General features: G+C 66.8%; 17 protein-coding genes. 10 read left to right on the top strand and 7 right to left on the bottom strand.

Annotated features, from left to right (window positions below):
* Positions 1 to 63: 63 nt before the first annotated feature.
* Complete coding sequence (locus tag QW868_RS20425) at positions 64 to 1,827, bottom strand: ABC transporter ATP-binding protein (RefSeq protein WP_316231336.1); 1,764 nt, start codon at positions 1,825 to 1,827, stop codon at positions 64 to 66.
* Between the two features lie 292 nt (positions 1,828 to 2,119).
* On the opposite strand from QW868_RS20425, the gene QW868_RS20420 reads away from it, so the two are divergent.
* On the top strand, positions 2,120 to 3,190 hold the full coding sequence (locus tag QW868_RS20420) for a glycosyltransferase family 4 protein (protein WP_316231335.1): 1,071 nt from the start codon (positions 2,120 to 2,122) through the stop codon (positions 3,188 to 3,190).
* Between the two features lie 44 nt (positions 3,191 to 3,234).
* Here QW868_RS20420 and QW868_RS20415 read toward each other — a convergent pair whose 3' ends face one another.
* The 5 genes from QW868_RS20415 to bioB all read right to left on the bottom strand — a co-directional run bounded on the left by QW868_RS20415 (position 3,235) and on the right by bioB (position 9,450).
* Complete coding sequence (locus QW868_RS20415) at positions 3,235 to 5,178, bottom strand: alkyl/aryl-sulfatase (RefSeq protein ID WP_316231334.1); 1,944 nt, start codon at positions 5,176 to 5,178, stop codon at positions 3,235 to 3,237.
* Positions 5,179 to 5,260: 82 nt separating this feature from the next.
* Positions 5,261 to 6,526 (bottom strand): adenosylmethionine--8-amino-7-oxononanoate transaminase, encoded by a 1,266-nt coding sequence (locus tag QW868_RS20410; protein WP_316231333.1) that lies wholly within the window; start codon positions 6,524 to 6,526, stop codon positions 5,261 to 5,263.
* A complete protein-coding gene (gene bioD / locus QW868_RS20405) occupies positions 6,523 to 7,155 on the bottom strand; it encodes a dethiobiotin synthase (protein WP_315799020.1) in 633 nt (210 codons plus the stop codon). Before bioD ends, QW868_RS20410 begins: the two co-directional genes overlap by 4 nt.
* The gene (locus QW868_RS20400) at positions 7,152 to 8,297 is read right to left on the bottom strand and encodes an 8-amino-7-oxononanoate synthase (protein WP_316231376.1); all 1,146 of its coding nucleotides are present in this window, start codon (positions 8,295 to 8,297) and stop codon (positions 7,152 to 7,154) included. Before QW868_RS20400 ends, bioD begins: the two co-directional genes overlap by 4 nt.
* A 100-nt stretch (positions 8,298 to 8,397) precedes the next feature.
* Complete coding sequence (bioB, locus tag QW868_RS20395) at positions 8,398 to 9,450, bottom strand: biotin synthase BioB (RefSeq protein WP_410051312.1); 1,053 nt, start codon at positions 9,448 to 9,450, stop codon at positions 8,398 to 8,400.
* 120 nt (positions 9,451 to 9,570) lie between these two features.
* Here bioB and QW868_RS20390 point away from each other — a divergent pair, with 120 nt between their 5' ends.
* From QW868_RS20390 to soxA, 9 genes are all read left to right on the top strand, one after another.
* Entirely contained in the window at positions 9,571 to 10,203 is a 633-nt protein-coding gene (locus QW868_RS20390) for a GntR family transcriptional regulator (protein ID WP_315776542.1), read from the top strand.
* 130 nt (positions 10,204 to 10,333) lie between these two features.
* Positions 10,334 to 11,734: an MFS transporter gene (locus QW868_RS20385; protein WP_316231332.1), complete on the top strand. Its 1,401-nt coding sequence runs from the start codon at positions 10,334 to 10,336 to the stop codon at positions 11,732 to 11,734.
* 137 nt (positions 11,735 to 11,871) lie between these two features.
* Complete coding sequence (locus tag QW868_RS20380; RefSeq protein ID WP_315812745.1) at positions 11,872 to 12,321, top strand: (2Fe-2S)-binding protein; 450 nt, start codon at positions 11,872 to 11,874, stop codon at positions 12,319 to 12,321.
* A gap of 10 nt (positions 12,322 to 12,331) precedes the next feature.
* Entirely contained in the window at positions 12,332 to 14,515 is a 2,184-nt protein-coding gene (locus QW868_RS20375; RefSeq protein ID WP_316231331.1) for a xanthine dehydrogenase family protein molybdopterin-binding subunit, read from the top strand.
* 55 nt (positions 14,516 to 14,570) lie between these two features.
* Positions 14,571 to 15,848: an NAD(P)/FAD-dependent oxidoreductase gene (locus QW868_RS20370; RefSeq protein WP_316231374.1), complete on the top strand. Its 1,278-nt coding sequence runs from the start codon at positions 14,571 to 14,573 to the stop codon at positions 15,846 to 15,848.
* Positions 15,835 to 16,278 carry a sulfur oxidation c-type cytochrome SoxX gene (gene soxX / locus QW868_RS20365; protein ID WP_409998886.1) on the top strand — a complete coding sequence of 148 codons (444 nt, stop codon included), beginning with the start codon at positions 15,835 to 15,837 and terminating at the stop codon, positions 16,276 to 16,278. Before QW868_RS20370 ends, soxX begins: the two co-directional genes overlap by 14 nt.
* 15 nt (positions 16,279 to 16,293) lie before the next feature.
* Complete coding sequence (locus QW868_RS20360) at positions 16,294 to 16,773, top strand: SoxY-related AACIE arm protein (RefSeq protein ID WP_409997772.1); 480 nt, start codon at positions 16,294 to 16,296, stop codon at positions 16,771 to 16,773.
* Entirely contained in the window at positions 16,773 to 17,093 is a 321-nt protein-coding gene (gene soxZ / locus QW868_RS20355; RefSeq protein WP_315779495.1) for a thiosulfate oxidation carrier complex protein SoxZ, read from the top strand. Before QW868_RS20360 ends, soxZ begins: the two co-directional genes overlap by 1 nt.
* Complete coding sequence (gene soxA, locus QW868_RS20350) at positions 17,093 to 17,869, top strand: sulfur oxidation c-type cytochrome SoxA (RefSeq protein ID WP_316163538.1); 777 nt, start codon at positions 17,093 to 17,095, stop codon at positions 17,867 to 17,869. Before soxZ ends, soxA begins: the two co-directional genes overlap by 1 nt.
* A gap of 318 nt (positions 17,870 to 18,187) precedes the next feature.
* Here the strand turns inward: soxA and QW868_RS20345 are convergent, their stop codons facing one another.
* Complete coding sequence (locus QW868_RS20345) at positions 18,188 to 19,843, bottom strand: regulator (protein WP_316231330.1); 1,656 nt, start codon at positions 19,841 to 19,843, stop codon at positions 18,188 to 18,190.
* Positions 19,844 to 19,896: the final 53 nt, after the last annotated feature.

Genomic DNA, 19,896 nt, shown 5'->3' with positions numbered 1-19,896 from the left:
ATGCGATGTTGAAGTGCCCAGACAACCGAGAGTGCACGTTCTCGACGCGACCCGACGCTACGATCAGGCGGCGAACTTGGCGAGCCGGTTCATCTCCTGGGTCACGAGATCCCGATACGGGCCCTCGTCCTGCATCAGCCGGTCGGGTGCGCCGTCCTCGATGATCCTGCCCGATTTCAGCACCACCACGCGGTCAAAATTCCGCAGGGTCGCGAGCCGATGCGCGATCGCGATGACGGTGCGGCCGCGCATCAGCCGACTCAACGCCTCGCGGATGGCCTCCTCGGACTCGCTGTCGAGCGCAGCCGTGGCTTCGTCGAGCAGCAGGATCGGCGCGTCCTTGAGGAACGCCCGCGCGATCGCGATGCGCTGGCGCTGCCCGCCCGACAGCTTGACGCCGCGATCCCCGACCATCGTCTGCAGTCCTTCCGGCAGTGTCTCGACGAAGTCGCAGCGCGCCGCGATCGCCGCCCGCAACACCTCGTCGTCGGTCGCACTCGGACGTCCGTAGCGAATGTTCTCCAGAATGGAGCGATGGAACAGCGAGATGTCCTGCGGAACCACCGAGATCGCCTCACGCAGGCTCTGCTGGGTGACCTTGGCGATGTCCTGACCATCGATCCTGATGTGCCCGGCTTGCGGATCATAGAACCGTTGCAGCAGCGTGAACAGGCTCGATTTGCCGCCGCCGGACTGTCCGACCAGGCCCACGCGCTGGCCCGGCTGCAGACGCAGCGTGAAATTGTCGAACAGCTTGTCGCCGCCTGGATAGTGGAAGGTGATGTTGTCGAAGGCGATGGCCGCACCGCTCTTGACCAGCGGCTCGGCCTCGGGGTGATCGCGCAGCTCGTGCGGCTGCAGCAGGGTCGCGATCGCCTCGCTCATGCGCGCGACGTGCTGGGTGACGTCGACCAGCGCCACCGCCAGATCGCGCGTCGCGTTGAGAATGCAGAGGCCGAGCGTGCAAACCAGCACGACGTCGCCCGTCGTCGCCCCGCCCCGCTGCCACAGCGAGATCGCCCACGCCATCAGCGCGACCGTCAGCACGATCGTGACCGTCGCATGCAGAATGCGCAGCTTCTCGAGGTAGCGAAGACTGCGCCCGCGCGCCTCGAGCTCCCGGTCGACGGTCGCATCGAATCGGTCGTGCTCGTGGCGCAGGCCGCAGAACGCGCGCACCAGCGGCATGTTCGAGATCACGTCGACCATCTCGCCGTCGACCATGGCCGCCTTGTCGGCGAAATCGTCATGCAGCGGCTTGCCGGCGGCCGCCAGACGGAACATCGCCGCCACCATCATCGCCGCGATCAGCAGCAGGCCGATGGCCATCGGGCCGCTCACGGTTCCGATCAGACAGATCGCCGCGACGGTGGCGAGGCATGGCGGCAAGACGTTCCAGACGAACATGTTCTCGACGGTGAACACGGCGTTCGACGTCGCTGTGATGCGGCTCGACAACATGCCGGGCAAACGGTCGCCGAAATAGCTCGGCGAATGCCCGGTGAGATGACGGAAGATGTCGCGCCGGAGATCTCCGGTGACACGGACGAAGGTGAAGCACGCGATCCAGCTGGCGACGCGCCACAGAATGTTGTCGGTCGCGATCAGCGCCATCAGCAGCACGAACGCGGCCCAGACGTTGCCGCCCCCCGCAGGCCCGGCGGAGAGGCTGTCGACGAGGGATTTCACGCCATATTGCGTGCCTACCGAACAGGCAACCGCACCGATGACGGCCATCAGAATCACGAGATGGGCGGTGGGACGCTTGCGCAGATAGCGCATCACGAAGGGAAAGGGTCGGTGCGCATAGCCTGAAAGCTGATCCATGGTCTTCCCCTTGATGAGCGAGGTCGTGGCGACACCTGATGGGGCCAGATGAACGATGAACCATTTCTCCGGTTCCGTGCGCCTTCGCAGCGCAACCCTGCCCTCCGGTGATGCCGCGTCGGGCAGCGTTGGAGAGCGGGGATGGCATCAATGAGACGGCGCGGAACACGTTGTGTCGAAGAAAGAGTGATCGCGTGAATGGAACTTCGCACATGCGACAACGTTCCCGCTGTGGCAGTGCCGGCGCCATTGGGGATTCATCCATGATCGGTCACGAACAGGAGACGACGAGATGCGCATTGCGCAAATAGCTCCATTGACGGAGGCCGTGCCTCCGAAGCTCTACGGCGGCACTGAGCGGGTCGTTCATTGGTTGACCGAAGAGCTCGTTGCCCTCGGACACGACGTCACCCTATTCGCCAGCGGCGATTCTCAGACCTCGGCGAAGCTCTCTCCGACATGGCCGAAAGCTCTGCGCCTCGACGGATCGGTGAGGGATCCGAACGCGCTGCACATGGTGATGCTCGAAAACGTCCGGCAGCAATGCGACGACGAACAGTTCGACATTCTGCACTTCCACCTCGACTACTACCCGTTCTCCCTGTTCCACCGGCAACCCACACCGTTCCTGACCACCTTGCACGGCAGGCTCGATCTTCCGGAGCACCAGCCGGTGTTCTCGGTCTTCAAGGATGTTCCCGTCGTCTCGATCTCGGACTCACAGCGCCGGCCAGTGCCGAATGCGAACTGGGTGCGCACCGTGCTGCATGGACTGCCCGCAACGCTCCTGATGCCCAAGCCGGTGACGCCGAGCTATCTCGCCGTGCTCGGACGCATCGCCCCGGAAAAGGGTGTCGACCGTGCCATCAAGATCGCCATGCGCTGCGGGATTCCGCTGAAGATCGCGGCCAAGGTCGATCGCGCTGACCAAGACTATTACGAGCAGACGATCCGTCCCTTGATCCACGACAATCCGCTCGTCGAGTTCATTGGCGAGATCGGCGATCGTGAGAAGCCGGAGTTCCTGTCTGGCGCGCTCGGACTGCTGTTGCCGATCGATTGGCCGGAGCCGTTCGGCCTCGTGATGATCGAAGCGATGGCCTGCGGCACGCCCGTGATCGCCTACAACCGCGGCTCGGTTCCAGAAGTGATCGACGACGGCGTGACCGGCTTCATCGTCGAGGACGAGCTCAGCGCGGTCGCGGCCGTCAATCGCCTGCCCGACCTGAGCCGCGCCCGCGTGCGCGAGCAGTTCGAGCGCCGCTTCACCGCGCGCCGCATGGCGCTCGATTATCTCGCCGCGTATCGCAGCCTGATCGACATCGCGAAGCCGCGCATCCGGCTGGTCAGCAGCGCCGAATAGCACGAGGAGGCCGGGCAAGTCGGCAGCCCGGCCTCCGCCTCAACTCAGGTCACGGCGCCTCGCTTCGGCTCGACGATCTCGAACATGCGCGGGAACTCATCCATCAGCGACATCAGCTCGGCCAGCCGCATCGGATTGCCCGCGAAGCTGATCTTTCCGGCGGCGACCGCTTCCGGAAAGCTCGTGGCCTTGGCAATGACCGCATCAAGCGTCGAACGCGCCAGCGTGAACCCCGCATCGGCGGTCGACGCCTGCACGCCGACCGCATAGGTCAGCGCACAATTCTGCAAGGTGAGCACGAAGCGCTCGCCGGTGTCGTTGAACGTCCAGTTCAGCACGATGTGCTTGCCCTCCGCCTTGGGCCCGTTCAGCCTGACCCCGAGCACGTCCCATAGCTGCTCGGTGCGCAGCGCCGCCAGCGTCTCGCGCGGCAGGCCGGGCCGGGCCGGAACCTCCGGCATACCCTGGCGCAGCTCCTGCGCGCCGAACAGATAGGCATTGCGCCAGGTCGCACTCTCGGCGGCATAGCCGAGCTGCTCCAGCGTGTCGGCCAGCAGCGCGCGCGCCTCGGCATTGTCCGGCTCGGCGAAGACGAGATGACCCACGGCCTGCGCGACGAAGCGGAATTCGCCGTTGGCAAAGTCCGCGCTCGCCCGCGCCAGCAGCGCCTCGGCCCCGCCCATATAGGAGACGTATTTCCGGCCGGCCTCGACCGGCGGCAGCGGATCGAGATTGACCGGATTGGCATCATACCAGCCGAGATATTTCTGGTAGATCGCCTTCACGTTGTGGCGGATGTGGCCGTAATAGCCGCGCGCATGCCATGCCCCTTCGAGGCTCCGGGGCAGCCTGATCTGCTCGGCGATCTCGCTTGCGGTCAGGCCATGATTCATCAGCCGCACCGTCTGGTCGTGGGCAAACTTGTAGAGGTCGCGCTGCTCGCGGATCATGCCGTCGACACGGCTCGCGCCCCATATCGGCCAATGATGCTGACCGCACATCACCTCCGCCTTGCCGCCCCACAGTTGCAGCGCCTCGCCGAGATATTTCGACCACGCCAGCGCGTCGCGCACGTCGGCGCCGCGAAACGGCAGCAGGTTGTGGAAGTTGTGCGTGCAGTTCTCCGCGAGGTTCAGGAGCCCGTAGCGCGGCACGAAGAAATGCATCTCCGCCGGCGCCTCGCTGTTCGGCGCCATCTGGAATTCGAAGGTGAGACCGTCGATGGTCCTGGTGTCACCGGTCGCCATGATCAGGTCGGTCGGCCGCAGCAGCGCAACGGCTCCCGCCGCCATGGTCTTGCCGAGCCCACAATCGACATGGCCCTTCGGACCCTTCGCGAGCAGCGGCCCGAACTGATATTGCGCCCGCCGCAGCATCGCGGGGCCGGCGATGATGTTCTCGGAGACCGCATGCTCGATGAACAGGTTCGGCGCGATCAGCGGCACGCGGCCGCTGGCCAGGGCATCATCGTCGACCACGCCGCGCGCGCCGCCCCAATGATCGGTGTGGGTATGCGTGAACATCACCGCCGTGACCGGCCTGACGCCGCGGTGCTGGTAGTACAGCTCCAATGCAGCCTGTGCGCCCTCGATCGAGGTCAGCGTGTCGACCACGATCACGCCGGTGTCCCCCTCGATCAGCGTCATGTTGGCGATGTCGAGCCCACGCACCTGGTACACGCCGGGCACGACCTCGAACAGGCCGTGATGCATGTTGAGCTTCGCTTGCCGCCACAGACTGGGATTGACGGTCGGCGGCGCCTGCTCCGCGTCGAGGAAGCCGTAAGGCGCGAGGCTCCAGACGGTGCGCCCCTGCGCCGTCGCCACCTTGGCCTGATCGATCGTGCCGAGAAAGCCGCGGGCGGCATCATCGAAATCGGCGGTGTCGCCGAACGGCAGCGCCTCCAGCAAAGCCTGCTGCGCTGCGCTCACGGCTGCGCTGGCCTCCTTGCACTCCTTGGTGCCATCTCCGCTGACCGGCGCGTTCATGACCGCTTCCTCCGCAACGACGTTGGCACGATGCTAGTGCGCGGGATCGCGGAGCGCAAATCGCGGTCCGCAGAACAGCCCCTCAGAGCACGTGATCGACGGCCTCGTCGATGGCGGCATAGACCGTCTCGACGTCCCCGGCGGTGACGCAGTAAGGCGGCATGACGTAGATCGTGTGGCCAAGCGGACGCAGCAGGACGTCGCGGTCGCGAAAGAAGGCTTGCAGCTTGGGGCCGACCTCGGCGAGGTAGCCGGGCTCGTCGGCGTGGAGATCGAGCGCGGTGATGGTGCCGCAGCGTCGCAGGTCGGCAAATCGCTCGTCGTAACGCAAGCGGTCGAGGCAGCGCTCCTGCGCGGCCGCGACGGCGGCGATCCGGGCGCGCGTCTGCGGCTGCCGCAACAGCTCGAGATTGGCGCTCGCCGCCGCGCAGGCGATCGGATTGGCGGTGTAGGAGCTGGAGTGAAAGAACGTGCAGGCGCGGTCGGTCGAATAGTGCGCCTCGAAGATGGCGGGACTGCACAGCGTAACCGCAAGCGGCATCGCGCCTCCAGTCAGTCCTTTAGCGTAGCAGGCGATATCGGGGGCGATGTCCGCCTGCTCGCAGGCGAACAACGTGCCGGTGCGGCCCCAGCCGGTCATCACCTCGTCGGCGATGAACAGCACGCCAAACGCCTTGCAGATCCGGTGCATCTCGCGCAGCACCGCGGCCGGATACATCAGCATGCCGCCGGCGCCGAGCACCAAGGGCTCGACGATGAAGGCGGCCGGCCGGTCCTTCTCGCAAAATGTAGCGAGCGCATCCAGAGTCGCCTGTTCCCTGCCTTGCGCTGGAAACGGGACGACGGCGACATCGAACAGCAGCGGCTCATAGGCCGCATTGAACACGCCGCGCGCGCCGACCGACATCGCGCCGATGGTGTCGCCGTGATAGGAATGCTGCATTACCACGATGCGCGTGCGCGACTCGCCGATGTTCCTGAAATAGCCGAGCGCCATCTTCAGCGCGACCTCGACGCTGGTGGCGCCGCTGTCGGAGAAGAACACGTGCGTGAGGCTCGGCGGCACCAGCGCGAGCAGCCCGGCGGCAACCTGCTCGGCCGGCTCATGGGTATGACCGGCGAAGATGACCTGATCCAGCCGCTCGGCCTGATCCTGGATCGCGCGCACGATATGCGGATGGCAATGGCCGTGCGTGACCACCCACCACGACGCGATCGCATCGATGATCCGCCTGCCGTCGGCGGTGAAGAGATAGGCGCCCTCGCCGCGCACGACCGGTGTCATCTCGGGCTGGAGCGCATGCTGCGTGAAGGGATGCCAGATCGGCGAGGCTGCGTTGCGCGTCATCCTTCGAAATCCGTGCGCTGGAATTGAGTACCGAACACGTGCTGCAGCGATCGCGCCGTCAGCGGCGTGACCCAGGGCAACCGGCCGAGGCGCCTCACCTCGCCGAACCGGCAGATCGTATCTTCGTTGTCGTCGTGGCCGTCGCCGATGAAGGCGATGCCGAGCACGTCGATGCCGCGACTGCGCAGCGCCGCCAGCGACAGCAGCGAGTGATTGATCGTGCCGAGACTGGTGCGCGCGCAGAGCACGACCGGGAGCTGCCATTGCGCGAAGACATCGAGATAGAGCGTTCCGGAATCGAGCGGCACCATGACGCCGCCGGCTCCCTCGATCACGACAGGCCGGCCGGCGGCCCGCGGAGGACGGAGGCGGAGCGGATCGATGCTGATGCCCGCGAGGCGCGCCGCGCGATGCGGCGAGGCCGGCTCGGCCAGCCGATAGGCTTCGGGCAGCACGCGGTCGTCGCCGAGCTCGGCGAGCCGCTGGACGCAGCGGGCATCCGTCTCCTCGGCAAGGCCGGCCTGGACCGGCTTCCAATAGCAGGCACCGAGCAGCGCCGTGAGGCCGGCGGCGAACACCGTCTTGCCGATCCCGGTGTCGGTCCCGGTGACCACGATGCGCAGCGTCATGGCCGCAGCCCTCCGATCTCGTCGGCGAGCGCATCGAGCAGCGCCGCGATGGCCGCCTCGTCGATATTCAAGGTCAGCGACAGCCTGAGCCGCGCCGTGCCCGGCGGCACCGTCGGCGGGCGGATGCCGCGGACGTCGAAGCCCCGCGCCTGCAGCGCGGCAGCCAGGTTCATCGCGCGCGCATTGTCGCCGACGACGCAGGGAATGATCTGCGACGGCGACCAGCTTTCACCGAAGCGCGCGGCGATCGCGCCATGGGCGAAGGCAACGAGCTGCGCCAGCCTCCGCTGCCGCTCCGGCTCTTCCCGCAGGATCGCAAGCGCCTCCATCACGGCCACCGCCATCAGCGGCGACGGCGCCGTGCTGAAGACGAAGGGACGGCAGCGATTGATCAGCGTGTCGCACAGCACGCGGCTTGCGGTGACCAGCGCGCCGGCGGCGCCCAACGACTTGCCGCAGGTGTGAACGGTCACGATGCTCTCGTGTCCCTCGTAGGCCGCGGCAAGACCGCGGCCCTGCGCGCCGTGGACCCCGGTCGCATGGGCCTCGTCGATCAGCAGAAAGGCATCGTGGCGCCCGGCGATCGCGATCAAATCCGCCAGCGGCGCGAGATCGCCGTCCATGCTGTAGAGGCTTTCGACGACGATCCAGGGCCGGCCCACCCCGCCGCCCCTGCGCCAGATCAGGATCGCGTCCTCGGCCGACTGGGCGTTGTTGTGGATGAACTGGCACGTCTCGGCACGGCCGGCGCGCGCGCCTTCATGGGTGCTGGCATGAACCAGCGCATCGAGCACCAGCAGGTCGTCGCGCTGCGGCAGCGTGGTGAGCACGGCGAAGTTCGCCATGTAGCCGGAGCCGAAGAACAGCGCACTCTCGGCACCGAAGAAGCGCGCCGCTTCCGCCTCGAGCCATTCGTGCTCCTCGCAATTGCCTCGCAGCAGGCGCGAGCCGCCGGCACCGACCGGCGTGCCGGCCTCCATGGCCGCGGCGACCGCGCGCTTCATCCGCGGAGCCTGTGCGAGACCGAGATAGTCGTTGGAGGAGAAATCGAGACCGGCCCGTGGACTGAGGCGCCGCAACCGGTCATCGGCCGCGAGTCTCTGCAGACCGTCGGAATAGATCGCCAATCTGTCGGACGGCATAGACATGGCTCCGCTCTGTTTCGGTCAGCCGCAGGCGTGGACCGGCACGACAAGGCAGTTCCGTGGGCGCGGTCGCCCCGAGATCGCGATCAGGCTCGAATCAGGCCGGGGACGGCGCGTCCGCGCTCTCTCTGGCGGCGGCCGGCACGGCCGGGCGCGCCGACAGCGACGAGGTCATGCCGAGACGCGCGAGCAGATCGGCGTCGCGCTGGGCTTGCGGATTGGCCGTGGTCAGCAGCACGTCGCCGATGAAGATGGAATTGGCGCCGGCGAGCAGGCACAGGCTCTGCAGCTCGTCGCTCATATATTGGCGGCCCGCGGACAGCCGCACCACGCTGGCCGGCATCAGTATCCGCGCGACCGCGATCAATCGCACGAGCGCAATCGGATCGGGGCGCGCGGCCGTATCGTTGACCGGCACGCCCTTCACCTCGTTCCATAGGTTGATCGGCACGCTGTCGGGATGCTCAGCGAGATTGGCCAGCAGCACCAGCATGCCGACCCGGTCATCGACCTCCTCGCCCATGCCGATGATGCCGCCGCAGCACACCTTGATGCCGGCTTGGCGCACATGCGCGAGCGTGTCGATGCGGTCCTGCAGCGTGCGCGTGGTGATGATGCGGTCGTAGAACTCGGGCGAGGTGTCGACATTGTGATTGTAGAAGTCGAGCCCGGCCGCTTTGAGCCGCTCCGCCTGCGGCGGGGTCAGCATGCCCAGCGTGACGCAGGTCTCCATGCCGAGACCCTTCACTGCGCTGACCATGTCGCAGACCTGATCGAGGTCACGATCCTTCGGACTGCGCCAGGCCGCGGCCATGCAGAAGCGCTCGGCTCCCGCTGCCTTGGCACGCCGCGCGGTGGCGACCACCTCGTCGCGATCCAGCAGCTTCGTCGCCTTGAGCCCGGTGTCGTAGTGCGCGCTCTGCGAGCAGTAGCCGCAATCCTCCGGACAACCGCCGGTCTTGATGCTGAGCAGGCTCGCTGTCTCGACGCGGGTGGGATCGAACTGCCGGCGATGCGCCGACTGCGCCAGGAACATCAGGTCCGGAAATGGCAGGCGGTAGAGCGCCTCGGCCTCGTCTCTGGTCCAGTCATGACGGATGGCATTGCCAACCGCCATTCGATCAGGGCCCGCACCGCTTCGATCCACCATGCTCGCTCCACGCCAATTTATAGATTATCATAGATATTATCTATGATTTCTCTGTATTTGAGCACCGTATCGGACGAGAGCTTCCGCTGCATTGGTTTTTTCGATAGATAATCTATGATTATGCCCGACGAGAATCTCACCACCGCTCAGCGGATCGCCGAAGCCATCACCGATCGCATCGTCAGCGGTGCGCTGCCGCCCGACGCGCCGTTGCGGCAGGACCACGTCGCGCGCGAGTTCAACTCCAGCCACGTGCCGGTGCGCGAGGCATTCCGGCAGCTCGAGGCGCTCTATCTGGTGGTCGCCGCCCCGCGACGCGGCGTGCGGGTGGCGCCGCTGGATGCGAAGTCGACCAGGGAGATCGTCGAGATGCGCGTCGCGCTCGAGGTGATCGCGCTGCGCAATGCCGCGCCGCGCTATACGCCGACGCATCTCGCCGCGATCGAGCTCGCGCTGATCGAGGCCGACAATGCCGAGACCATCCAGGAGTTCGAGACCGCGAACCGCGCCTTCCACCGCGCGCTGGTCGCGCCCTGCGCGATGCCGCGGCTGCTGGCGAGCCTCGACGGACTCCGCCTCGCGAATTCGCGGCTGGTGCTGGCGATGGCGCGCAATGCCGGCTGGCGTCCGCGCACCAACCAGGATCACCGCCTGATTCTGCAGGCCCTGCGCGCCCGCCAGATCGGCCACGCCTGCGAGCTGTTGACGCGGCACAACCAGACGATCGAGCGGTTGGCGCGGCCAGGCGTGTAGCCGGCTTCAACCCGTTCCTTGCGACCGGGCGCATACCGCCATGCGCCCGCGACGGCTGGGGCGTTCGCCTGTTCGAGTGTACATGCTGATCCGGACGCGCCCCGCGAGCCGAAGGTCCCCAAAGGTCTCCATGTCCAACCGCCACCACGCTTCGAGGCTCGCCGGCGACGGCACCGCCGACGGCCTGCCGCCTGGCCAGCGGCCCTGGGCGATCGCCGCGATCTTCACGGCGCTGTCGATGGCCTCGCTCGACGTCGCCATCGCCAACATCGCGCTGCCGTCGATCTCCGCCGATCTCCACGTCTCGCCGGCGGAGGTGGTCTGGGTCGTCAACATCTATCAGATCGCGCTGGTGGCGACGCTATTGCCGCTTGGCGCGCTCGGCGAGATCGTCGGCCATCAGCGCATCTATCTCGGCGGCCTCCTGCTGTTCACGCTCGCCTCGGTCGGCTGCGCGCTGGCGTGGTCGCTGCCGACGCTGGTGGTTGCCCGCGCGCTGCAGGGCCTTGGCGCCAGCGGCATCATGAGCGTCAACACCGCGCTGGTGCGCTACGTCTATCCCGGCAAGATGCTCGGCCGCGGTCTCGGCCACAACGCGCTCGTCGTCGGCATCTCCTTCACCTTCGGACCGACCATCGCCTCCGCCATTCTCTCGCTCGGCTCGTGGCCCTGGCTGTTCGCGATCAACCTGCCGTTCGGCCTGATTGCGATCGCGATCGGCATGAAGATGCTGCCGCGCACGCCGCGCGCTGACCACGGCTTCGATTTTCTCGGCGCGGCGCTGGCTGCGCTCTGCCTCGGCCTGTTCATCACCGGCATCGGCAGCGCCGCGCATGGCGCGACGCCGGCCATGGTGGTGGCCGAGCTGGTCGCAGCGCTCGTGCTCGGCGTCATCCTGGCCCGCCGCCAGGCCGATCATCCCGCGCCGATGCTGCCGATCGACCTGTTCCGCCGCGGCGTGTTCGCGCTCTCGGCGGCGACCGCCGTATGCTCCTTCTCGGTCCAGGGCCTCGGCTTCGTGTCGCTGCCGTTCTACTTCGAGGACATTCTCCAACGCTCGCAGGTCGAGACCGGGTTCTTCATGACGCCCTGGCCGCTCGCCGTGACGATCATGGCGCCGATCGCCGGCCGGCTGTCGGACCGTTTTCCCGCCGGCCTGCTTGGCGGCATCGGCCTGGTGATGCTCGGATCCGGCATGGCGCTGCTGGCCATGCTGCCGGAGAACCCGAGCATCGCGAACATCGTCTGGCGTATGCTGATCTGCGGCATCGGGTTCGGCTTCTTCCAGGCGCCGAACATGAAGGCCATCATGTCGAGCGCCCCGCCCCATCGCAGCGGCGGCGCCAGCGGCATCGTCGCCACGGCCCGGTTGACCGGCCAGACCACCGGCGCGGCGCTGGCCGCCCTGTGCTTCAGCCTTGCGGGGCGCGAAGGTGCCACCCTTGCCTTGGCCCTCGGCGCAGGTTTCGCCGCGCTGGGTAGCGTGATGAGCTTCCTGCGGCTTGCCGTAGCTCCGCCGCGCGGCCCATGAGCCGAAGCAACTACAACCCCGGCTCATCACAAATCTTCCCGCGCGGCAAACGCACATTCTTGATTTGAAGGATGCAAACGTTCGCGCCACATTGCCGCCCTCTGTTCAACTGGCGAGTTGAACGAAAGGGATCTGCGATGGCAAACCTCACGATCAACGGACAATCCTATGCTCTGGACGTCGAGCCCGACACGCCGCTGCTGTGGGCGATCCGCGAGAACGCCGGACTGACCGGCACCAAATATGGCTGCGGCATCGCACAATGCGGCGCCTGCACCGTGCATCTCGACGGCACCGCCGTGCGTTCCTGCGGCGTCACCGTCTCCGAGGCCCAGGGCAAGCAGATCACGACCATCGAGGGGCTCGCCAGCGACGGCGGCCTGCACAAGGTGCAACAGGCGTGGCTGGAGAACGACGTTCCCCAATGCGGCTACTGCCAGAGTGGCATGATCATGGCGGTCGCCGCGCTGTTGAAGGACAATCCGAAGCCGAGCGACCAGGACATCAACGACGCCATCACCAACATCTGCCGCTGTGGAACCTTCGCGCAGGTGCGCGAGGCGATCCACGCCGCTGCCAACGCCTGAGGAGGACGGCATGAACCAGCATGTGACGCCGCGCCTCAGCCGCCGGTCCTTCGTCATCGGCACCGCCGCGCTCGGCGGCGGCCTCGCGCTCGGCCTCGACATCCCGTTCGGCGGGCCGCAAATCGTGCGCGCCGCGGATGGCTCGCCCGAGGTCAATGCCTGGGTCGTGATCCGGCCCGACGACACCGTGGTGATCCGCATCGCCCGCTCGGAGATGGGCCAGGGCTCGCTCACTGGTCTCGCCCAGCTCGTCGCGGAAGAACTTGCCTGCGACTGGAGCAAGGTGACGACCGAATATCCGACGCCCGGCCAGAACGTCGCCCGCAAGCGCGTGTGGGGCGATTTCTCCACCGGCGGCAGCCGCGGCATCCGCTCTTCGCAGGACTACGTCCGCAAGGGCGGCGCCGCCGCGCGCATGATGCTGATCCAGGCGGCCGCCGACGAATGGAAGGTTCCGGTGGCCGAATGCACCGCCGCCAACAGCGTCATCACCCACAAGGCCTCGGGCCGCACGACGACCTACGGCAAGGTGGCGGAAGCCGCCGCGAAGCTGACGCCGCCTGCCGACGTCAAGCTGAAGGATCCGAAGGACTGGACCCTGATCGGCAAGGGCGTGAGACGGCTCGACACCGCCGACAAGGTCACCGGCGCGATGATCTACGGCGCCGATATGAAGCTGCCGAACATGCTCAACGCCGCGATCAAGGACTGTCCGGTCACCGGCGGCAAGCTGAAGAGCTATGACGAGGCCAAGATCGCCGGCATGAAGGGCGTCAAGAAGGTGGTGGCGATCGACGGCACCGCCGTGGCCGTGGTCGCCGACACCTGGTGGCACGCGAAGACGGCGCTCGATGCGCTGCCGATCGTGTGGGAGGAAGGAGAGAACACCAAGGTCTCCTCGGCGTCGATCGCCAAATGGCTCGCGGAAGGATTGGACTCCGGGCCGGCCTTCGTCGGCAACGAGAACGGCGATGCCAAGGCCGCGCTGGCGAACGCGGTGAAGAAGGTCGAGGCGGTCTACGACTATCCCTACCAGAACCACGCCACGATGGAGCCGATGAACGCGACCGCGCTCTACACGGCGGATCGCTGCGAGGTGTGGTGCGGCACGCAGAACGGCGAGGCGGCGTTCGCCGCGGTGCTGGAAGCCTCAGGGCTTCCGGCGGACAAGTGCGAGGTGCACAAGTTGATTCTCGGCGGCGGCTTCGGCCGGCGCGGCCAGACCGACTATGTCCGCCAGGCGGTGAAGATCGCCAAGGAGATGCCGGGCACGCCGGTCAAGCTGCTGTGGTCGCGCGAGGAGGACATGACGCATGGCCGCTATCACCCGATCACGCAGTGCAAGCTGACCGGCGGCTTCGACGCCGACAACAATCTGACCGCGCTGCACATGCGCATCTCCGGCCAGTCGATCCTGTTCAGCCTGCGGCCCGACGCGCTGGTCAACGGCAAGGACCCCGCGACCTTCCAGGGGCTCGCGCCATCGGGCGAAGCCACGATCGGCTACTCCGTGCCGAATTTGCTGATCGAACACGCGATGCGCAACCCGCACATCAATCCGGGCTTCTGGCGCGGCGTCAACGTGAACCAGAACGCGATCTATCTCGAATGCTTCATGGACGAGCTCGCCAATGCGGCCGGCCAGGATCCGCTGGAATTCCGCCGCAAACTGATGGCCGATCATCCCAAGCATCTGGCGGTGCTGAACGCCGTGGCCGAGAAGATCGGCTGGGACACGCCGGCGCCGGACGGCGTTCATCGCGGGCTGGCGCAGCTCCATGGCTATGGCAGCTATGTCGCGGGCGCCGCCGAGATCTCCGTGATCGACGGCACCAAGATCAAGATCCACCGCATCGTCGCCTCGACCGATCCCGGCTACGTGGTCAATCCGGCGCAGGTGGAGCGGCAGATCGCGGGCTCGTTCGTCTACGGCCTGTCGGCGCTGTTCTACGGCGGCTGCACGGTCAAGGACGGCCGCATCGAGCAGACCAACTTCGACAGCTACAACTCGATGCGGATCAGCGAGATGCCGAAGGTGGAAGCGATCATGATCCCGAGCGGCGGCTTCTGGGGCGGCGTCGGCGAGCCGACCATCGGCGTCGCCGCGCCCGCCGTGCTGAACGCGTATTTCGCTGCCACCGGCAAGCGCATCCGCTCGGTGCCGCTGCGCGCCCAGAACATCACCTTCGCATGACCCACGTGGCGGCAGCCGTTGGGAACAATGGCCGCCGCCGTGCTATTGCAAGATGATGACGATGTCCCGGCAGCGCACGCGCAGAGAGGTCGGCGGCCTGATCGCGGCAAGCGTTGCCATGATCGCCGCCCCTGCCGTGCTGCGCGCACAAGCGATGGCGCGCGTGGTCGTGATCGGCGGCGGCTTCGGCGGCGCCAGTTGCGCCCGCGCGCTGCGCCAGGCGGATGCGAAGCTCGACGTCACCCTGGTCGAGGCCAACAAGACCTTCACGGCGTGTCCGCTCAGCAACGAGGTCATCGCCGGCCTGCGCGATATCAGTGCCCAGCAGTTCGGCTATGACAAGATCGCAGCCGAAGGCGTGAGCGTCGTGCTGCAGACGGCCACGGCGATCGATGCGCCGGCCCACAAGGTCACGTTCGCCGACGGCACCACGTTGGCCTATGACCGCCTCGTCCTGGCGCCCGGCATCGATCTCGATTTCGCGGCCCTGCAAGGCTACGATGAGGCCGCCTCCGCCGTAATGCCGCACGCCTACAAGGCCGGCGAGCAGACGCTGCTGCTGCGGAAGCAGATCGAGGCGATGCCGGATGGCGGCACCGTCGCCATCGCGGTGCCGGCCAATCCGTCGCGCTGCCCGCCCGCGCCTTACGAGCGCGCCAGCCTGATCGCGCATTATCTCAAGGCGCACAAGCCGAAGTCGAAGGTGCTGATCCTCGATGCCAAGGACAGCTTCTCGCAGCAGAAGCTGTTCGAGCAGGCGTGGCAGCAGCTCTATGCCGGAATGATCGAGCGTATCCCGCTGTCGCAGGGCGGCCGCGTCACCGGCGTCGACGTTGCCACGCGCACCGTCGTCACCGAGTTCGGCAACTACAATCCCGATGTGACCAACATCATCCCGCCGCAGAAGGCCGGCCGCATTGCCTCGCTCGCCGGCGCGGCCGACCGCACCGGCTGGTGTCCGATCGATGCCGCGACCTTCGCCTCGAAGCTCGTCCCGGATGTCCACGTCATCGGCGACGCGTGTCTCGGCGGCGGCATCCCGAAATCGGCCGGCGCCGCGCAGGCGCAGGGCAAGGCGTGTGCGGCCGTGATCGTGCGCGATCTGACGGGACGGCCGTCGGAGCCGCCGCCGCTGACCGGCATCTGTTACAGCATCGTCGCGCCGGACTACGCGTTCTCGCTCGCAGGCGTCTACCAACCCAAGGGAGACATCTTCGCCGAGGTCGAGGGCGGGCGGACTAGCCCGGTCGACGCCCCGCGCGAGACGCGCGCGCGTGAGGCCGACGCGGCGACGGCCTGGTTCAAGGTGCTGACCCATGATGCCTTCGGCTAGCGTTCTGATCGCCGCGATCGTCGCCGCCCTGCCCGCCGCTATCACGGCGCAGGCACTCGCGCCCACTACGATCACCGGCGACGGCATCGCCTCCTCCCTCACCGGCCAGTCCGGCAACGCCGAGCGCGGCCGCGCGCTCGTCCTCGCACGCAGTTCGACCTGCATCCTCTGTCACTCCGGCCCGTTTGCGGAGGTGCGCTTCCAGGGCGATCTCGCGCCCAGCCTTGCCGGGGCCGGCAGCCGTTCGACGGTCCCGCAGCTCCGCCTGCGGCTGGTCGATGCCTCCAGGCTCAATCCGGAAACGATCATGCCGTCCTACTACCGCGTGGATGGGCTGACGCGCGTCGGTTCCGCCTGGCGCGACAAGCCGATCCTGTCGGCGGAGCAGATCGAAGACATCGTCGCCTATCTCGCGACATTGCGCGAGTGAGCCCATATGATTGGCATGTTCGAATCGTCCCACATCTCGCGCCGCCACCTGCTGCAACTGGCGGGAACGCTGACCGCCGCCGGCGCGCTGCCGCTGATCACGGTCCGGCCTGCGCAGGCGACGCCGGCGATGCTCGCGTCGGCGATCCGCAATCTCGTCGGCGAGGCCAATGTGACGGTCGGCAAGGTCCGGCTCGACATCCCGCCGCTGGTCGAGAACGGCAACACCGTGCCGATGACCGTCAGCGTCGATCATCCGATGACGCCTAACAGCTACGTCAAGAGCATCCACGTCTTCAACGAGAAGAATCCGCAGCCCAACGTCGCCAACTTTCACCTGACAGCGAGCGCCGGCCGCGCCCAGGTGACGACCCGCATCCGGCTCGCCGACACGCAGAAGGTCGTGGCGATCGCAAGACTGTCCGACGGCTCGTTCTGGTCGGCGAGCGTCGACGTCATCGTGACCTTGGCCGCCTGCACCGAGGAGATGCCGTGATGCCTGCCGCCCTCGTCAACGTTCCCGCCAAGGCCAAGCGCGGCGCCGTCATCGAGATCAAGACGCTGATGAGCCACGTCATGGAGCCGGGCTATCGCCATACGGCCGCAGGCGAAGCCATCCCGCGCGACATCATCACCAGCTTCACCTGCCGCTTCAACGGCACCGAGATCTTTCGGGCCGATCTGTTTCCCGCCATCGCCGCCAATCCGTTCCTGTCGTTCTTCACCACCGCGCGCGAGAGCGGCCGCTTCGAGTTCGAATGGATCGGCGACAACGGCTTCGTTTCCAGCGCCTCGGCGACGATCACGGTCGAATGATGCGGAGCGCGCTTCTCGCGGTCACAGCTTTGCTGGGCGCAGCGTTGCCTGTCGTCGCGGGTGAGATTGCGGAATCCGCGCGCCGCTCCGGCTATGACTTCATGTCGTCCGACACCAGGGCGATGCAGGACGACGACACCGCCAATCCCGCGATGCTGTCGGTGCTCGATGGTGAGACGCTGTGGACGACGAAAGCGGGCACGGCGAACAAATCCTGCAACGATTGCCATGGCGAGGTCGACGTCAGCATGAAGGGCGTCGCCGCGCGCTATCCGGCCTTCAATGCCGCCAGCGCCGCTCCGGTCGATCTCGGCCAGCGCGTCAATCTCTGCCGCAGGCAGCATCAGGAAGCTGAGCCGTTCGCCCCTGAGAGCCGGGAGTTGCTCGCACTGACGGCGCTGATCGCGCGGCAATCGCGCGGCATGCCGATCACGGCCGGCGACGATCCGCGGCTGGAGTCGTCAGTTGCGCGCGGGCGCGAGCTGTTCATGCAGCGGCAGGGTCAGCTCAACCTCGCCTGCTCCAATTGTCACGATGACAATTGGAGTAAGCATCTTGCCGGCTCCGCGATCACGCAGGGACAGCCGACGGGCTATCCGATCTACCGGCTGGAATGGCAAGGCATGGGCTCGCTGCAGCGCCGCCTCCGCGGCTGCATGACCGGCATCCGCGCGCAAGCCTTCGACTTCGACGCGCCCGACATGATCGCGCTCGAGCTCTACCTGATGTCGCGCGCGCGTGGCATGCCGATGGACGCGCCGGCGGTGCGGCCATGAGCGCGTCGAACCAAACCACGACGCGACCAACCAAGATCGGATTGATGAGGCAACGGAGCAGCGATGCCCCGCCTTTCCTTTACCGATCCGCATGCGCAGGGACGCATCGGACCGATCCGGATGCGTCGGTGTTCGCCCTGCCGGCGTTCCGCCGTCATTCCGGGGCGATCGGCAACGCGAAGGCGCAAAGCGGCTGCGCGTTGACGATCGATCCCGGAATCCCGAGCTTGTGAGAAATGGACGCAAGACAACGTCGAGATTCCGGGATCAAGGCCTGCGGCCTTGCCCCGGAATAACGGTGCTCGTGACGTCATCGGACTACTCCGCGGGCGCCGCCTGCATCTCCGCATGCGGAACGTAGCTCTCGGACATGCCGAGCCGGCCCAGCGCGAACAATCCGCCGGCGACCACGACATAGGCCAGCGCCACCGCGGGCGTCACGCCGAGGCCGCCGCCGATGCCGACCGCTTCACCGTGCATGAAGCCGAAATAGGTCATGACGGCACCGGCGAGCGCGAACGCCGCCGCCTTTGTGAAGTCGCGCTCGATCACGAACACGCCGATCGCGCCGAGCACGAGCCCGGCGAGAATCGAGCCGCCGCCCATCACCTCCAGCCCATGATACAGCACGCCCTGCTGCGGCAGCGCGGCGATCGCAGCGGTCTTGACCGCATCGACCTTGTCGGCGGCGAGGCCGCCCACGGTCTGCGCCGCCGTCACCGTCGAGGCCAGCATGGTGTCGATCTGCAGCTTGGCCCAGGCGGCGAGATGCGGCGTGAAGGCGAGCACGATCGCGGGCGCATGCTTGACCGGCGTGGTCTGGAACGCCTGCGCACCGATCAGCATGCCGATGTAGAGCAGGATCGGCGAAATCGCGACCACCGGCACGAGTGCGAGCAGCACCGAGATGATGCCGAGCCAGGACAGCACGATCACCATCAGCCCGGTCGCCGCGGAGTAGCCGATGCGGCCGCCCATCGCCTTCCAGCCGGGATGGCCGATATAGACCGCGTTGATGAAAGGATTGCCCATCATGCAGCCGATCAGGCTGACGATGCCGTCGGCGGTCAGCACCCGCGTGGTCGGATATTCGTCGCCCGCGGCTTCCGCGCTCTCGACGTTGTCCATGGCCTCGACGAGGTCGTAGATGCCGAACGGGATCGCGGTCACCAGGATGATGCCGAGATATTCGAAGCCGGAGAACACCGTGCCGAACGCCGGCAGCGGCACCGAGAAGCCGAAGCTCGCAAAGGCATCGCCGACGCCCTTGACGCTGAGGCCGCCGAGACCGAGGCCGAACAGGTTCGAGCCCCAGGCGATGACCATGCCGACCGCGATGGCGACGAGCCCGGCCGGCAGCCCCTTGGGATATTTCACGCCGCCGAACCAGCTCACCAGAATGATCGCGAAGCACACCAGGCCGATCTGCGGCGTCATGTACATCTCGAGCGCCGGGCGCATCGAGATGAAGGTGACGGAGACGCCGGCGAGCGTGCCGAGCAGCGCGGCGCGCGGCGTGATCTTGCGGATATACGGCGCGATGAAGCCGCCGATCATCAGGATGAAGCTCTGGAAGAACACCCAGACGAGGCCGGCCGACCAGCCCTTCAGCGGATCACCGGTCTTCAAGGTGATCGGCAGCATGATCACGAAGGTGACGATGAACATGTGCGGCACGCTGACCCCCGAGGGTAGCGCACAGACGTCGCTGCGTCCGGTCCTCTGCGCGAGGCGGTAGGCGAGGAACGCGTAGTAGAACGTCGACAGGCACATCATCAGGCCGAGCGCCGGCAGGATGCGACCGAACACCAGGCTGTCCGGCATCTTCAGCACGAAGCGCAAGAGCCCGGTGAGCACGAGCATGTTGACGAGGATGTTGGTGCCGAAACCGAAGAATGCGTTCCAATCGCCGGGTGTCCACAGCACCGGCTTGAAATCCGCCTTGACCGCGCTTGCCGTCCCGCTTCCGCTCATCGCCTTGCTCCCCTGTTGCTGTCAGCGCCTACATCGTCGAACTCATCCGTCTC

The organism is Bradyrhizobium sp. SZCCHNR1051, assembly GCF_032489615.1.
GTDB lineage: Bacteria > Pseudomonadota > Alphaproteobacteria > Rhizobiales > Xanthobacteraceae > Bradyrhizobium.
The sequence above is the reverse complement of the archived record's forward strand: the minus strand, read 5'-3'. Positions and strand labels throughout refer to the sequence as shown.

What these genes read in the sequence shown, in the direction of transcription:
- QW868_RS20425 (WP_316231336.1), bottom strand. Translation starts at nt 1,827, where the DNA reads ATGGATCAGCTTTCAGGCTATGCGCACCGACCCTTTCCCTTCGTGATG.
- QW868_RS20420 (WP_316231335.1), top strand. Translation starts at nt 2,120, where the DNA reads ATGCGCATTGCGCAAATAGCTCCATTGACGGAGGCCGTGCCTCCGAAG.
- QW868_RS20415 (WP_316231334.1), bottom strand. Translation starts at nt 5,178, where the DNA reads ATGAACGCGCCGGTCAGCGGAGATGGCACCAAGGAGTGCAAGGAGGCC.
- QW868_RS20410 (WP_316231333.1), bottom strand. Translation starts at nt 6,526, where the DNA reads ATGACGCGCAACGCAGCCTCGCCGATCTGGCATCCCTTCACGCAGCAT.
- bioD (WP_315799020.1), bottom strand. Translation starts at nt 7,155, where the DNA reads ATGACGCTGCGCATCGTGGTCACCGGGACCGACACCGGGATCGGCAAG.
- QW868_RS20400 (WP_316231376.1), bottom strand. Translation starts at nt 8,297, where the DNA reads ATGCCGTCCGACAGATTGGCGATCTATTCCGACGGTCTGCAGAGACTC.
- bioB (WP_410051312.1), bottom strand. Translation starts at nt 9,450, where the DNA reads ATGGTGGATCGAAGCGGTGCGGGCCCTGATCGAATGGCGGTTGGCAAT.
- QW868_RS20390 (WP_315776542.1), top strand. Translation starts at nt 9,571, where the DNA reads ATGCCCGACGAGAATCTCACCACCGCTCAGCGGATCGCCGAAGCCATC.
- QW868_RS20385 (WP_316231332.1), top strand. Translation starts at nt 10,334, where the DNA reads ATGTCCAACCGCCACCACGCTTCGAGGCTCGCCGGCGACGGCACCGCC.
- QW868_RS20380 (WP_315812745.1), top strand. Translation starts at nt 11,872, where the DNA reads ATGGCAAACCTCACGATCAACGGACAATCCTATGCTCTGGACGTCGAG.
- QW868_RS20375 (WP_316231331.1), top strand. Translation starts at nt 12,332, where the DNA reads ATGAACCAGCATGTGACGCCGCGCCTCAGCCGCCGGTCCTTCGTCATC.
- QW868_RS20370 (WP_316231374.1), top strand. Translation starts at nt 14,571, where the DNA reads ATGACGATGTCCCGGCAGCGCACGCGCAGAGAGGTCGGCGGCCTGATC.
- soxX (WP_409998886.1), top strand. Translation starts at nt 15,835, where the DNA reads ATGCCTTCGGCTAGCGTTCTGATCGCCGCGATCGTCGCCGCCCTGCCC.
- QW868_RS20360 (WP_409997772.1), top strand. Translation starts at nt 16,294, where the DNA reads ATGTTCGAATCGTCCCACATCTCGCGCCGCCACCTGCTGCAACTGGCG.
- soxZ (WP_315779495.1), top strand. Translation starts at nt 16,773, where the DNA reads ATGCCTGCCGCCCTCGTCAACGTTCCCGCCAAGGCCAAGCGCGGCGCC.
- soxA (WP_316163538.1), top strand. Translation starts at nt 17,093, where the DNA reads ATGCGGAGCGCGCTTCTCGCGGTCACAGCTTTGCTGGGCGCAGCGTTG.
- QW868_RS20345 (WP_316231330.1), bottom strand. Translation starts at nt 19,843, where the DNA reads ATGAGCGGAAGCGGGACGGCAAGCGCGGTCAAGGCGGATTTCAAGCCG.